This is a genomic window from Gymnodinialimonas sp. 57CJ19, from assembly GCF_038396845.1.
GTDB lineage: Bacteria > Pseudomonadota > Alphaproteobacteria > Rhodobacterales > Rhodobacteraceae > Gymnodinialimonas.
The window spans coordinates 2,543,360-2,557,584 of record NZ_CP151587.1 but is presented as its reverse complement, the minus strand read 5'-3'; the positions used below and the strand labels follow the sequence as shown (position 1 = coordinate 2,557,584).

The window sequence follows — 14,225 nt, the reverse complement described above, 5'->3', positions numbered from 1 at the left end:
ACTCAGGGAGAGTTTCCAATGCTTCGCAAAACCCGGAACACGCTTGCCGTTCTTGCCACCTCCGCCGCCGCATTGACGGCCGCAGGGGCCGCGACGGCTCAAGAACAAGTCACTATCGAATACTGGCAGTATTTCTTTGAAGCCCGCGTCACGGCGATGGATCAACTGATCGAGAACTTTGAAGCGGCGAACCCCAATATCAACGTCGAGATGACCCATTTCCCCTACGCCGATTACCGCACCCGCACTGCCGTGGCGGTGCCATCGGGCGAAGGTCCGGATGTAGTGCAGCTCTTCTACGGCTGGCTTAACGATTATATTGATGCGGGCCTGATCCAGCCCCTTCCCACCGATACATTCTCGCCCGAGATGGTGGAGGCAGAGTTCTTCCCCATGGTCCAGGCGATGGAGCGTGACGGTCAATATTTCGCCCTGCCCACCGCCGTTCGCTCGCTTGCGTTGTTCTATAACGAACGCCTTCTGGAAGCCGCCGGTGTCGACGTTCCCACCACGCTGGAAGAACTCGTCGCCGCCGCCGCCGCGACCACCGAGCGCGATGGCGCGGGCAACATCACGCAAGTGGGTTTCACCACCGGCATGACCGCCCAGGACCACCATTGGTTCCGCGAAGTTCTGATCCGTCAAATGGGCGGCGAGCCCTACACCGACGGCTATCGCAACGTGAACTACGACACCGAGGCCGGGCGCGCCGCGCTTGATTTCTACCTTGGGCTGGAGGAGCAGGGCGTCACCCAGTCGGGCTTCATGGACGAGCCTCAGGCCGCCTTCCGGTCGGGCCGTGCAGCATTCCACATCGACGGGTCTTTCCGCATCGGTGCGCTGGAAGGCGAACGCGGTCTGCGGTGGGGTGTGACCGAGCTGCCCGCCAATGAAGAAGGTGTGCGGTCGAACTATTCCTCCTATTGGGTGAACGCGATCACCTCGTCGGCGGAAGGCCCGGAATACGACGCCTCTGTGCTGTTCATGGAATACATCACGTCGCCCGAGGCGATGGAGATCTGGCTTGAAACGGTTGGCGAATTGCCTGCCCGCTCGGCCGTGGGCATGACCGATGAGAACGCCAATGATCCGGTGTTTGGCCCCTTCATCCGCGGCTTGGAATACGCCCACACCACGATCTTCGCCGACGAATCCGCACAACGCCAAGTCCTTGTGGACATGGTCGAGCGGGTGCAGCTGCAAGACATGGACCCCGGCGAAAGCCTGACCATCGCTGCAGAGGCCGAACAAGCGATCCTGGATGACTTCCACGGAGAGTAATCCGCCCAATTGACAAAGGCACCGGGCGCGTCTGTCGCCCGGTGCCATCCACCACCCTCTCCTGCAAAAAACTTCCTCCCGAGGCCCCTATATGGCGCGAAATCCGTCCTCCGACGCCCCAAACAGCGCGACTGCCACCGCCGAGCCCGCGCCAGCATTTGGCGGGCTGACCATCACCCAAAAACGCACGATCTGGGCGTGGGCATTTCTGGCGATCCCGGTCCTTTTCTACGTGGTGATCCGCTTCTACCCGACGGCCAACGCGATGGTCTTGTCGTTTCAGGAATGGAACCTTCTGGGCGAGCGTACATGGGCAGGGCTTGATAACTACCAGGTACTGTTTAGCGACCCGGTGTTTTGGCAGGTCTTCCGCAACACCTTCATGTATCTGCTATTGGGGACGCCGATCAGCCTCGTGCTGGCCTTTATCGTGGCATATCATCTGGACCAGGTGCGCTTCATGCATGGCACCATTCGGGCGCTGTACTTCGTGCCTTTCATGACCTCGGCCGTGGCCATGGCCTGGGTTTGGCGCTGGTTCTACCAAGATGTGCCCATCGGCCTGTTCAACAACGCTTTGGCGACCATAGGCATCCCACAGATCGACTTCCTCGACAGCACCACGAACGCCCTGCCCTCGATCCTTGCGCCCGCCATCTGGGCCGGCCTTGGGTTTCAGATCATCATCTTCATGGCCGGCCTTCGCGCCATACCACGATCTTTCTACGAGGCAGCCAAGATCGACGGTGTGTCGACCTGGACGGTGCTTTGGGAAATCACCCTGCCGCTGCTGCGCCCCACGATTGTGTTCGTGGTTGTCCTGTCCTCCATCGGCTTCCTGCGGATCTTCGACCACGTCTTCAACATGACCACCGCCAATCCTGGCGGGCCGTTGAACGCCACCAAGCCGCTGGTGTTGATGATTTATCAAACCGCCTTTGACAGCTTCGACATGGGCTATGCGGCGGCACAGACCGTTGTCCTCTTCGTGATCTTGCTGGTGGTCAGCCTGATCCAACTGCGCCTTTTGAAAGATCGTTAATCCATGACTACCACCACCGACGACCTGACAATCCGCGCCTCCTCCGAGGCCCTGTTGAAGGCGCCCACGCCGCCCAAACGGCGCAATACGGCGCAGTTCATCCGCTGGGTTTTGCTATTTGGCGGCGGCATCCTGATGGTGATGCCCTTGGCATACATGATCTCGACTTCGATGAAATGGCCGTGGGAGGTCTATGAGATCGGCCTGATCCCCGAGGAGCCAACGCTGGAGAACTACACCTATGTATTGGCGGACGGTCGCTTCTTTGGGTGGTTCATCAACTCGACCGTTATCGCCGCAATCACCACCATTTCCGCGCTCTTCTTCGATAGCCTCGTGGGCTACACCCTTTGCAAATTCAAATTCCGGGGCCGCTATATCGTCTTCATCGCGATCCTCTCGACCCTGATGATCCCAACCGAGATGCTGGTGATCCCCTGGTACATGATGAGCCAATCGCTTGGCTGGCTGGATACCTACTGGGGCATCATGTTCCCCGGCCTGATGACCGCCTTCGGCGTGTTCCTGATGAAACAGTTCTTTGAGACGGTGCCTGACGACTTCCTGGAGGCCGCACGGATCGACGGGCTGAACGAGTTCCAGATCTGGTGGCAGGTCGCCATGCCCATGGTACGCCCGGCATTGGCAGCGCTGGCGATTTTCATCTTCCTTGGCAATTGGACCGCCTTCCTTTGGCCCTTGATCGTCACCACCTCGCCCGACCTCTATACGCTACCCGTGGGCCTGTCGTCCTTCGGCGATGAGGCGGACGTGGCGTGGGAGTTGATCATGACCGGCGCCGCAATCTCGACCTTGCCCACGCTGGTCTTCTTCCTGATCTTCCAACGCTTCATCATTCGCGGCGTTGTCATGGCGGGGTTGAAAGGATGACCGACACCACAACTTTCCCCGATCCCACCTATCGCGACACGGTCCTTGCGCCCCTGTTCGAGGGGGTAAAAACCCACTTCGCCTCCCCCATGGATGCGATCAACCAAGCGCATCTGGTGATGCTGGTGGAGACGGGGATTTTGCTGCGAGAAGATGGCGAAGCCATCGCCGAGGCGCTGGCTGATATTGAGAAGAACGTCGACCGGCAAGCCGTTGAATACACCGGAGAATACGAGGATTGGTTCTTCCTCGTGGAATCGGAACTGCGCGCGCGCCTTGGCGATTTGGGTGGCGCATTGCACACGGCGCGATCACGCAACGACATGGATCACACCATGTTCAAAATGGTCCTTCGCGACCGTGCGGAAGATGCCCTTTCGCGCATGAATACTCTCGCGCAAGCCCTTGTGAATAAAGCAAAATCTGAGCGTGACACGCTGATTGTCGCCTATACCCATGGCCAACCGGCACAACCTTCCACCTTTGGCCATTACCTTTCGGCCGTGATCGAGGTTCTTCTGGCCGACGCAAAGCGGCTAGAGGCCGCAATCCTCCATGTCGACCACAGCCCCATGGGGGCCGCCGCGATCACCACATCCGGCTTCCCGATCGATCGAGAGCGTATGGCGGAATTGCTTGGATTTCAGGCGGTTAGAGTGAACTCTTACGGTTGTATCGCGGGGGTGGATTACGTCACCGGCCTCTACTCTGCGTTGAAGCTGGCGATGATCCATCTGGGCCGTGTGGTGCAGGATATGGCGTTCTGGACGGCGTTTGAGGTGGGGCAGTTGCATGTGCCGCGTAGCCTTGTGCAGATCAGCTCGATCATGCCGCAAAAGCGCAATCCCGTGCCGATTGAACATATGCGCCACCTTGCCTCTGTCGCCGCAGGCCGGTGCGATACAATCGTAAATACGATGCACAACACCCCGTTTACCGACATGAACGATAGCGAAGGTGAGGTGCAGCAAGCCGGATACAGTGCCTTCGATCATGCGGGCCGTGTGTTGGACCTGTTGACGGCATTCCTGCCTGCCTGTTCAATCAACGCCGACCGCGTGGCCCGTACCACCGATGCGGCCTGTATCACCATCACAGAGCTGGCCGATACCTTGGTGCGAGAAGAGGGGCTGACCTTCCGCCAGGCCCATGACATCGCCGCAAAAACCGCCAAGGCGGTCATCGCCGCAGACCAGCCCCTCGGCGGCGGTTACACCGCCTTCTCGCAGGCTTACGAGAGCGCCATCGGCTCTGCCTCAACCTTGGATGAGGCCGCATTCCGCGCCGCTGTAGACGCCCGGAGCTTTGTTGCGCGGCGCGATCGGACTGGCGGGCCCGCACCTGCTGCGCTGGACGCGGCATTCGCGACCTACCAAAACAAAATCAACGACATAGAAAGCGATCTTCATGCACGACTTGAACGTCGCGCCTCCGCTTCCGCCTCCCTTTCCACCGCCTTCAACGCCCTTCTGAAAGACCCGCAATGACTGAATTGATCCTTACCGACCTTGTTAAGAAATACGGCGACACCGAGGTCCTTCATGCGATCAATCTGACCGTTGAACCCGGTGAGTTTCTGGTCCTCGTCGGGCCATCGGGCTGCGGTAAATCCACGACCCTGCGGATGATCGCGGGGCTGGAAGAAGTCTCCTCCGGGACCATCGAGATTGCCGGGCGCGTTGTGAACAATCTGGAACCCAAAGAGCGTAACATCGCCATGGTGTTCCAGAACTACGCGATCTATCCGCATATGTCCGTGAGGCGGAACATTGGCTTTGGACTGAAGACCTCCAAACTGTCCAAGCCCGAGAAAGCCAAGCGGATTGAAGAGGTTGCCGACATCTTGGGCATGACGGACCTGTTGGAGCGCAAGCCCGCGCAGCTTTCGGGGGGCCAACGCCAGCGGGTGGCGATTGGGCGGGCGATGGTGCGCGACCCGGCGGTGTTCCTCTTCGACGAGCCGCTATCGAACCTCGATGCGCAGTTGCGCACCCAAATGCGGTTGGAGATCAAGAAACTCCACGCTCAGATGGGGCGGATGATGGTGTTCGTGACCCACGACCAAGTGGAAGCCATGACCATGGCCGATCGGATCGTGATCATGAAGGACGGCCATATCCAACAGATCGGCACCCCGGCCGAGGTCTATCACGCGCCCGCCAATACCTTTGTCGCGCAGTTCATCGGTGCCCCGGCAATGAACCTGCTGACCGTGACCAGCACGGGCGATGGCGTGACCCTAAACAACGGCCACACTATCGCCATGCCCGGCCTGTCGGTGCCCGCGGGGGAAACTCTGCAACTGGGCGTGCGGCCCGAGGATCTGACCGCCGAAGCGGAAACATTCCTGTCCGGCACCGTCACCGTGGCCGAGCCGTTGGGCTCGGAAACGCTGGTCTATGTGAATGTGGACGGGGTCGAATTGACCGCCACCGCGTCGGGCCGCAATCCACCCCGGCCCGGCGATGCGATCCAGCTGGGGTTCCGCGCGGACACCGCGCATCCCTTTGATGCGAACACCGGGACGCGCCTCTCTCTCGGCTAGGCCGCGTGCCCCATCAGGAAAACCGATGTCCTGCATCAGAAATCTTCGGTTTTCCTGATGCCCTGTCTTGATCCACCCTTGTGGCGACACGAGAAGGCCCAAGGGGGGCCACCGCGCAAGGGAAGACACATCATGGACACCGCCCAAGACGAGACGCAGATCAACCCGAAGGCTTTCCGCCGGGCTCTGGGCAACTTTGCCACTGGGGTGACGATCATCACTGCACGCGGGCCCGACGGCACGATCGTGGGGGCCACGGCGAGCAGCTTCAACTCGCTGTCCATGGACCCGCCGCTGATCCTTTGGAGCAGTATCAAAGGCACCCCAAGCTGCGCGATTTTCGAGCAGGCCGACCATTTCGCCGTGAACATTCTGGCCTCGGACCAGATGGACATGTCGAACCACTTTGCCCGCCAGCAAGAAGACAAGTTCGCCGGAGTGGCGTGGGAGCCAGGCCTTGGCGGCGCGCCGATCTTTCCCAATTGCGCAGGACGCTTCCAATGCGAAACCTACGCCAAGTTGGATGGCGGAGATCACTGGATTTTCGTGGGGCGCGTCCGTGCGTTTGACGACTTTGGCCGCCCGCCGTTGTGCTTCCACCGCGGCTCTTATGCGATGGTGTTTGACCACCCGTCCGCCTTCCCACAGATGGACGCAGCGCCACTGCCCGAGGACAACGACGGGCGCATGGGCAACCACACGTTCTTCATGATGATGCGCGCCAGCCGCGCCTATCAGGACCGTTACCAGCCAAAACTGGAGACCCTTGGCCTTAGCCTGATCGAGTCGCGCAGCATTCTGGCTCTGAACGATGTGCCGGGGCTGACGCCCGAAGACATCGTTCCCCACGTCCACGCGCCGATTGATGAAACCAGAGCCGCACTGGTGAACCTTACTGATCGCGCGTTGGTGACCGCGCAGGATGGCGGCTACGTTCTGACACCCGAGGGGCACGCGAAAGCCGACGCCTGTTGGGACATCGTGAAAGCTCACGAGAGAGAGTCGTTCCAAGGCGTCAGCGATGCGGAATTAGAGACCTTTAACAAGGTTCTGCGCCAGTTGATCGTGCCCCAGACGGCAAAATAGCCGGGAACGCAGCGGTTTCGCCTTCCCTGAGATAGTTATAATGCGCCCTTCACATCCACAGATATTAACTCCTATTCTGCATCAGAAAAACGGATAGGGCGATGAAGCTTCAACAACTCAAATACTTTGCCGCCGTGTATGAAAGCGGTTCCTTTTCTGCGGCGGCGGAAAAGGTGAATGCGACCCAATCGGGGCTGTCGATGCATGTCAGCCAGATTGAAAAGCGCTATGATATCAATCTGTTCACCCGAACGTCTTCGGGGGTGACGCCCACGCAAGCGGGTCGCGCCTTCTATGGGGACGCGGTGAAGGTTCTGGCCGCCGCGCGCCGCGCCGAAGACCGTCTGCTAACCCTTTCAAAAACTGTCGTGGGCCACGTTCATGTGGGACTGATGCCGACCTTTACCCGCGCCGTGTTAACCGCCGTGGTACTGAGGTTTGCGCAGGAATACCCCAATGTGCGCGTGTCAGTATCCGAGGCCTATTCCAGCGCGTTAAGCAAGGAAGTGGAGGAGGGGCAATTGGACTTTGCCGTTGTGCCGACCTCCTTTGAGTTGAGCGATGTGCTGCGCACGCAACTGATGGGGCAAGATCAGGAATGTCTGGTCTGTCGCGCGGATCGGGAACTGCCGATGAAAAATGGCGTGGTGCAGCTTCGCGAGATGGCACCGCTCAAGCTGGTTCTGCCGGGGCGCAATAACGCCCGCCGCCAGAACATTGAGCATTACATGAAGGTGAACGGGATCGAGGTAGCCGATATCCTGGAGCTTGACACCATGCACGGCACGCTCGGGATAGTCGCCCATTCCGAATGGGTTACGATTTTGCCAGGCATCCTGTGTCTGCCCGATCTGGATGGCGGTCGCCGGCAGGTCACGCCACTGGCTGACCCGCCGCTGACGGTGGACTATGCCCGGATCGAGCCGGTGAAAAACCCGCTCAGCACGGCCGCGCAGGCCTTCGCGGATATCTTGCAGGAAGAACTTAACTCTGCCCTTGAGATCGACCTGACTTAAGCCGCGATCATCGGGCAGTAAGAGAGCCCGCGCGCAGGGGTCGGCCACGCGCGGGCTCTGGGCTTAGACGTCGGAGAGATCAACCGCCTTGCCCGTCTCGGATGACCGCACGATGGCTTCGAGAACCTGAATGTTGTGGATCATTTCTTGCGGCGTGAACGGATATTCGGCGCAGCCCAACGCGGCGTTTGCAAAGGCCTCCAGATTAGTGGTCACGGCGTCCGCCCAATCGTAGTTTTGTTGCATTACCGGCTGCCCCGAGGTGCCGGTCAGCACGCGCACGATGCCGTCGGGCGTATCGGGGTGGCTGTCGTTCAGGACTTCGACCCACTTCTGCGTGCCAAACACATGCATCCGAATGAAATGCGGCGTGTGAAGAACCGCGCTGAACGTGGCGGTCATGCCCGCTTCAAATTTCATCTGCACCGTGACCACGTCCCCCGTTTCCCACCCAAGGGACCGGTCCGCAGTAAAGGCGTGCAAAGTCTGTACCGGCCCAAAAAACGAGATCATCAGATCGCTCAGGTGGATGCCCATCGCCGTCATGCCCGCCGCCGGAGAGACCTCTTTGCGGGTGCGCCAATCATTGGCTTTCACCCCGATCAGCTTATCGTGGCTAAAGGCCGCCTCGGCGTGCATGATCGTACCCAGATCGCTCGCATTCAGAGTGTCGCGCAGGGCCAGCATAGCGGGCTCAAACCGGCGCTCATGGCCGATGCCCAATTGCACGCCCGCATCCAGACAGGCCTGAACCGAGCGCCGCGCGCTATCGGCCGTCAGACCTATGGGCTTTTCGCAGAACACATGCTTGCCCGCCGCCGCCACCTGGCACACCTGCGCCTCATGCAGGGGGTTGGGCGTCGTCAGGATCACCGCGTCGATGTCATCAAGGGCCAGAGGGGTTTCGAAATCCTCCCACACGCGAAGGCCCATATCGGTGATGGCGCCATGGTTTTGTGTCGCAGGCTCGATCACGCCCGCGACCCGCAGCCAAGGGTGGTCGTGCAGTCGGGTGGCGATATGTTTGCCCCACCAACCGAATCCAGCAATGGCGACGGTGAAGGTCTGCGGCGCGTCGGTCATATAATCCTCCCGTGGATGATGCGTCTTGCAGGCGGGATGAATTCACGAATGCGAACCACCCCGGCCTGCGTGCGTGTCCAAGATTAGCGACACGAAAATAGCCACGCCAAATCATGTAAACTGATGCCGGTCCCCACGATCTTTGATGCCCCCCCCTAACGAAACAAGGGCGATCAAGGGATCAACTTTCCTGAAGTCAGAAGGGCAGAAACACAAATTCCTTTGCTGCGACAGGTTGTGCAAGTTTTTTGGACAGCGTGCCAAGCTTTGGGAGGAGCGGCGCATGATTGGGAGGAAACAGGACCATGCACGCGGCCCCCATCCCGACGTTACCGCCCCTCTCTGATCCTTGCCGATATCCATTGAGGCAGAGACAGATGTCGACTGTCAAAGAGTAACCTATCTGGAAGTTCACAGTTAACGGACGCCAAAACACCAACACCCAGTCGGTAGCCGAGGCCCGTGGCAAAAGCGTCGTAATCGACGCGCCCGTGCTGCGCGGCGGCACCGATGAAGGCTCAATGCCCGTCGAATACGTCTTCATGGGGCTGGTGGGATGTACCCACGTGATCGCCAACAATCTGGCCGCCGCCAACGGCATCACCCTCACCTCGATGGATATCAAGATTGACGTGACGATGGACAGCCACGGCACCCGCTTGATCAACCCCATTGATGTGCCGTTCCCATCCTGCATTCTACACATCACAGCCGAATTTGACGGCCCCCGCGAAGGCGCAATCAAAGTGACCGAGATGCTGCGCGACCATTGCGCCGTGTCCAAGATGCTTCAGGAATCGGGCACGATCGTGACCGAGAACTGGATGCTCAACGGGATCGCGATCTGAGCCGTGCCCGTCCTGTTGCGCCCCCCTTGCCCCCAATGGCTCAATCCCTCTCTGATCGGAGTGCGACGCCATGCTAAGCCAGATGACCGAGGTCATGGCCCCGATCTGCATCATCGTGCTGATTGGATTTGCGATGGGCCGCTCCAAGGTGGGGTTGGAGACGCGGACGCTCAGTTCTCTCATCATATTGGTGGCGACGCCGGCGTTGATCTTTCACACGCTGGCCTCGCTTCAGGTGCCCACCGACACGATCCAAGTGATGTCGGTCGCCGCCCCTGCTGTGCCTTGTGGTGGCTGGCGGCATGGGCCTGGCGCTGCTGCTTCTGTTCAAAGGCGCCGTGCGCAGCTACCTGCCGCCCCTGATGTTGCCGAATTCGGGCAACCTCGGTCTGCCGCTGGTGTTTCTGGCCTTCGGGCAAGAAGGGCTGGAACTGGGCATCGCCTACTTCTTCGTGGTCGCCCTGGTGCAGCATTGCTTCGGGATGTCGATCTATGCCGGGTCGCTGAAACTGGGCGTGTTGATGCGCCAGCCGCTGTTCTACGCGGTAGCGGCCGTTCTGGCGGTGACCTGGGCGGGCATCGAGGTGCCGACGATCATTCTGACCACGACCGAGATGTTGGGCGGCATGATGATCCCCGCCATGTTGGTCCTTCTGGGCGCGTCGCTATCGCGTCTGCAAATCACCTATCTGCGCCCTGCCCTCGCCTTCGCTTTCGGGCGGTTAACCATCGGAATTGCCTCGGCCGCTTTGGTCATCTGGCTGCTGGATTTCAGCGGCGCCATGGCGGGAACGGTGTTTCTTCTGGCCTCCATGCCCACGGCGATCGTGAACTACATCTACGCCGAGCGCTATCAACACAATCCGCGCCGAGTAGCGGGATCTATCGTGGTCTCTACGGTGCTTACGTTCCTTTGCTTGCCCGCCATCGTTTGGGCGGCGCTGGCGATTGCGGGGTCACGATGATTGGGGACCGGTCCCAATGACTGCGCCGTTGCGCATAACGCTTGCGGGCTACCAAGGCCCCGGCTCGGTTCATACCCGGGGGATGGAGGTGTTTCGCGGCGCGATGACCCGCCAATTGGGCGAGCGTGTAGAAGTTGTGGTACGCCCCAATGTCGGCCCCGAAGAGATCTAGACCAAGGATTTTCCTGGCTTGGTAGAGGCGGGCGATTTTGACGGCTGCTACATCGCCTCCAGCTATCTTGCGGGCCGCGTCCCCCCCGCTGTCCCTGTTTGACATGCCCTTCAGTGCCCCGGACCGGGCGCGGGGATTGGCGACGGCGCAAACGCCCCTACACGCGCCCACCGATTGCAAGGGACTGGTGCTGCGCACCCTGCCCAACGACGACCATCAGCGCGTGTTCCGCGCCCTAGGCTTCAACCCACAGGTAATCGACGCCAAAGACCTGACCGAGGCCGTGAACAGCGGCCAAGTTGACGCCCGGGAAAATCCGCTGACCAACACGTTCAATTTCAACCTTCACGGGCCTATGCCGATCATCACCCTGACGGCGCACCTCATGGACATTGCTTTGCTGGTGTTCAACAAGGCCCGCCTCGCCACCCCGCCCGAAGACATCCGCGCCGCAATCACCCTTGCCGCGTCCGAGGCCACCGCCGCCCAACGCGCCCTTGCCCAAAGCGATGACGCTGAGTGTGCCAAGGCACGGCAAGACGCAGGCGCGACGCTCGTGGATCTTACCACGGCCGAGCATGCCGCCGGGCAAGCCGCCGCCGCCCCGCACACCGCCCGCGCCCAACACGACGCCGCGCTCCTGGGGCTTTGGGATGACGCGGCGCCGACATCACAAATGGCCAATTCTGCGCCTTCGGCGCAAGGCGGAGAAGCCGTTTGACCCATCCAACCCCCACAACAAGAGGTGCGACGTGACCTTCAAATCCATCCTCCGAACACCCGAAGCGCAGATGACGCTCGTCCTTCTGGTGGCTTCTGTCCTGTCGCTTGTGTTCATGGGTTCCCCCATCGCCGCACCTCGGGCGCTTTTTGGACGGTCGCTTTCCGCGATCCCGCCAAGCATGTTCCCCGCCATCACGATCACCCTTCTGGCGGTGCTTTGCGTGATCGCCCTGGTGCTGATCGCACGCGGCCAGGGGCGGTGCAGGACGCACCGATGAGACGCGCCGAATGGGCCCGATCCTTCATCCTGTTTGGCATCCTCACCCTATACGCGCTGACCATGGCCCCTTTCGGGATCCTGATTTCGTCCGCTGTGACCATCGCGCTGCTTTCGCTGGTGATGGAGGCCCGCAACCCGACCTAGATTGTGTTGGTCAGCCTGATCGGCCCTATTGCCCTGTACCTTGCCGCCACGCGCCTTCTGGCCGTGTCGCTTCCTGAACTGATCGCGATCGAGCTCTTTTACGCCCGCGTTCTGCCGTTTTGACCCATCCCGTGACCCTGACTGTAGAGGCTTAAATGATAGACCAGTTTATCGAAGGGTTCGGCATACCATGCGGCTGGACAAACCATGGTTGCCATTGGCCTGTTTGCCGGGATGCTTGTCGGCTCCTTGCCCGGCTTCACCACCCTGATGGCCATGGCGATCCTGCTGCCGATCTCGTTCTTCATGGACCCGCGCGTGGGCATCCGCTTCCTGCTTGGTATCTACAAGGGAGGCATCTTCGGCGGCAGTGTTCCGGCGATCTTGCTGTCGATGCCCGGTACGGGCGCGGCGGTGGCGACGTCAAGGGATGGCTATAAGCTGACCCAACAGGGCAGGTCGCGCAAAGCCCTTGATATGGCGCTGTTTGCGTCCGCTTCGGGCGATACGTTCTTCGACATCTTCACCATCATGATGATTTTCCCCATCCCCTTCCTGGTGATGCAGTTCGGCCCGCCAGAACTGTTCGCCGTGCGGCTGATGAGCCTTGTGATTATCGCCGCCACCTCTGCCGCGAACCCGGTCAAAGGCTTGGTGATGATGATGTTCGGCCTGTGGCTGTCGTTCATCGGGACAGATCCATTGGGCGGCGTGGAGCGCTTTGCTTTCGGGCTGCTTGACCTGCGCTCGGGCATTCCGCTTCTGCCCGTGCTGATCGGCGTCTTCGCCATTCCTGAGGTCGCCTCCATCGTGATCCGCAACGAGAAGGGCCGCAAGCTCGCCGCCCTGATGGGAGAACGCCTGAAACTGCACGAGTTCCGCCGCTGCGCCCGGACCATTGGCCGCTCTACCCTGATCGGGACAGGCATCGGGATCATCCCCGGTCTGGGCAAAATCGTGGCCGCGATGATGGGCTATTTGGCGGCCAAGAACGCATCCGACCACCCAGAGACCTTTGGCGAGGGCGAGCTTGAAGGCGTCGCGGCCGCAGAAGCCGCCAACAACGCCGTGAACGGCCCCACGCTGGTGCCCTTGCTGACCCTTGGCATTCCTGGCGACAACGTCACGGCCATTCTGCTGGGTGCTTTCGTGGCCCAGGGCCTGCGTCCGGGACCGGAGTTGTTTAAACGGCAAGGCGCCACGGTTTTCGCGATCCTGGTGGCAATGGTGGTGGGCTTCATCCTTGGGCCAGCAATGGATTACGCCTTTGGCCAGACCGTCGCCATGTCCAACGGCGATGCCCTTGGCTTCTTCGTGACCGAACGCATCGGGGCGATGCTGATCCTGCTGGCCACGCCTTTCGCCGGATACCTTTTGTGGAAGCGCCTTTACGGCAAACCCACAACCAAATCCACAACGACACCAACCACATAGTACGGGACGCGGCGCAGGAGGGCGCCGCTTTCCACCATCAAACCCAGGGAGAAAAGACATGATGAAGAACTGTGCAGCAGCCTTGGCCGTTACCGGAGCCGCCGTCGCCGCGACCGGCGCCATGGCCCAATCCGAGTACCCCGAACGCCCCATCACGATGGTCATCTCATTGGGCGCTGGTGGATCCCCTGACTTGAACGCACGGGTCATCACCTCGATCATTCCGACCTATCTGGAACAGGCTGTGATCGTGCGCCTGACCCCCGGCGCCGGCGGTCAGCTTGGCACTCAAGAAGTCGCCAACGCCCCCGCCGATGGCTACACGCTTTTATTCACGCACAACTATATCGACATGCTGCAAAAGCACGTCGAGAACCTGCCCCACAACCCGGCCGAAGATTTCGTGACCGTGGCACGGGTCAATTACGCGCCGATCGCCGTGGCCGTGAACGCCGACAGCCCTTATGAGACCATGGACGACCTGATTGCCGCATCCCGTGAAACCCCCGCCGACACGCCAGAAGATGCCTTGGCAACTCTGGGCGAGGCGTTTGAGACCCTTGGCGAAGGCACCACCTTAACCCCCATGATGGGCCGTCTGGGCGAGAACATCTATATCATCACCGGTGACGAATACGAGGCCATGCGTGCTGACCAAAGCGTCGCCTACGAGGCGCTGGTGAACCAACTGGCAGCGCAATAATGCAGTAACATC

Annotated in this window: 16 protein-coding genes; 15 read left to right on the top strand and 1 reads right to left on the bottom strand. The window is 60.4% G+C overall.

The genetic code is table 11. The features are described 5' to 3' along the window. The first annotated feature begins 18 nt into the window (after positions 1–18). The 7 genes from AADW23_RS12585 (at position 19) to AADW23_RS12555 (ending at position 7,861) form a co-directional block, all read left to right on the top strand. Complete coding sequence (locus AADW23_RS12585; RefSeq protein ID WP_341861289.1) at positions 19–1,281, top strand: extracellular solute-binding protein; 1,263 nt, start codon at positions 19–21, stop codon at positions 1,279–1,281. A 91-nt stretch (positions 1,282–1,372) separates the two neighbouring features. Continuing rightward, complete coding sequence (locus tag AADW23_RS12580) at positions 1,373–2,323, top strand: sugar ABC transporter permease (RefSeq protein ID WP_341861288.1); 951 nt, start codon at positions 1,373–1,375, stop codon at positions 2,321–2,323. 3 nt (positions 2,324–2,326) lie between these two features. Beyond that, positions 2,327–3,214 (top strand): carbohydrate ABC transporter permease, encoded by an 888-nt coding sequence (locus tag AADW23_RS12575; protein WP_341861287.1) that lies wholly within the window; start codon positions 2,327–2,329, stop codon positions 3,212–3,214. Beyond that, entirely contained in the window at positions 3,211–4,701 is a 1,491-nt protein-coding gene (gene argH, locus AADW23_RS12570) for an argininosuccinate lyase (protein ID WP_341861286.1), read from the top strand. The genes AADW23_RS12575 and argH overlap by 4 nt, the downstream gene beginning before the upstream one ends. Next, positions 4,698–5,759 carry a sn-glycerol-3-phosphate ABC transporter ATP-binding protein UgpC gene (gene ugpC, locus AADW23_RS12565; RefSeq protein WP_341861285.1) on the top strand — a complete coding sequence of 354 codons (1,062 nt, stop codon included), beginning with the start codon at positions 4,698–4,700 and terminating at the stop codon, positions 5,757–5,759. The genes argH and ugpC overlap by 4 nt, the downstream gene beginning before the upstream one ends. 132 nt (positions 5,760–5,891) lie before the next feature. Next, positions 5,892–6,845 carry a p-hydroxyphenylacetate 3-hydroxylase reductase component gene (locus AADW23_RS12560; RefSeq protein WP_341861284.1) on the top strand — a complete coding sequence of 318 codons (954 nt, stop codon included), beginning with the start codon at positions 5,892–5,894 and terminating at the stop codon, positions 6,843–6,845. Between the two features lie 101 nt (positions 6,846–6,946). Then, complete coding sequence (locus AADW23_RS12555; RefSeq protein ID WP_341861283.1) at positions 6,947–7,861, top strand: LysR family transcriptional regulator; 915 nt, start codon at positions 6,947–6,949, stop codon at positions 7,859–7,861. Positions 7,862–7,924: 63 nt separating this feature from the next. Here AADW23_RS12555 and AADW23_RS12550 read toward each other — a convergent pair whose 3' ends face one another. Further along, complete coding sequence (locus tag AADW23_RS12550; RefSeq protein ID WP_341861282.1) at positions 7,925–8,944, bottom strand: Gfo/Idh/MocA family oxidoreductase; 1,020 nt, start codon at positions 8,942–8,944, stop codon at positions 7,925–7,927. Positions 8,945–9,435: 491 nt separating this feature from the next. On the opposite strand from AADW23_RS12550, the gene AADW23_RS12545 reads away from it, so the two are divergent. From AADW23_RS12545 to AADW23_RS12510, 8 genes are all read left to right on the top strand, one after another. Next, entirely contained in the window at positions 9,436–9,792 is a 357-nt protein-coding gene (locus AADW23_RS12545; RefSeq protein ID WP_341861281.1) for an OsmC family protein, read from the top strand. Between the two features lie 302 nt (positions 9,793–10,094). Then, on the top strand, positions 10,095–10,757 hold the full coding sequence (locus AADW23_RS12540) for an AEC family transporter (protein ID WP_341861280.1): 663 nt from the start codon (positions 10,095–10,097) through the stop codon (positions 10,755–10,757). A gap of 16 nt (positions 10,758–10,773) precedes the next feature. Next, on the top strand, positions 10,774–10,929 hold the full coding sequence (locus AADW23_RS12535; protein ID WP_341861279.1) for a hypothetical protein: 156 nt from the start codon (positions 10,774–10,776) through the stop codon (positions 10,927–10,929). A 37-nt stretch (positions 10,930–10,966) separates the two neighbouring features. Continuing rightward, positions 10,967–11,650 carry a TRAP transporter substrate-binding protein DctP gene (dctP, locus tag AADW23_RS12530; RefSeq protein ID WP_341861278.1) on the top strand — a complete coding sequence of 228 codons (684 nt, stop codon included), beginning with the start codon at positions 10,967–10,969 and terminating at the stop codon, positions 11,648–11,650. A 31-nt stretch (positions 11,651–11,681) separates the two neighbouring features. Continuing rightward, positions 11,682–11,930 (top strand): hypothetical protein, encoded by a 249-nt coding sequence (locus AADW23_RS12525; RefSeq protein WP_341861277.1) that lies wholly within the window; start codon positions 11,682–11,684, stop codon positions 11,928–11,930. Next, a complete protein-coding gene (locus tag AADW23_RS12520; protein ID WP_341861276.1) occupies positions 11,927–12,076 on the top strand; it encodes a hypothetical protein in 150 nt (49 codons plus the stop codon). Before AADW23_RS12525 ends, AADW23_RS12520 begins: the two co-directional genes overlap by 4 nt. Before the next feature lie 207 nt (positions 12,077–12,283). Further along, complete coding sequence (locus AADW23_RS12515; RefSeq protein ID WP_341861275.1) at positions 12,284–13,510, top strand: tripartite tricarboxylate transporter permease; 1,227 nt, start codon at positions 12,284–12,286, stop codon at positions 13,508–13,510. A 58-nt stretch (positions 13,511–13,568) separates the two neighbouring features. Continuing rightward, entirely contained in the window at positions 13,569–14,213 is a 645-nt protein-coding gene (locus AADW23_RS12510) for a tripartite tricarboxylate transporter substrate-binding protein (RefSeq protein ID WP_341861274.1), read from the top strand. Positions 14,214–14,225 lie beyond the last annotated feature (12 nt).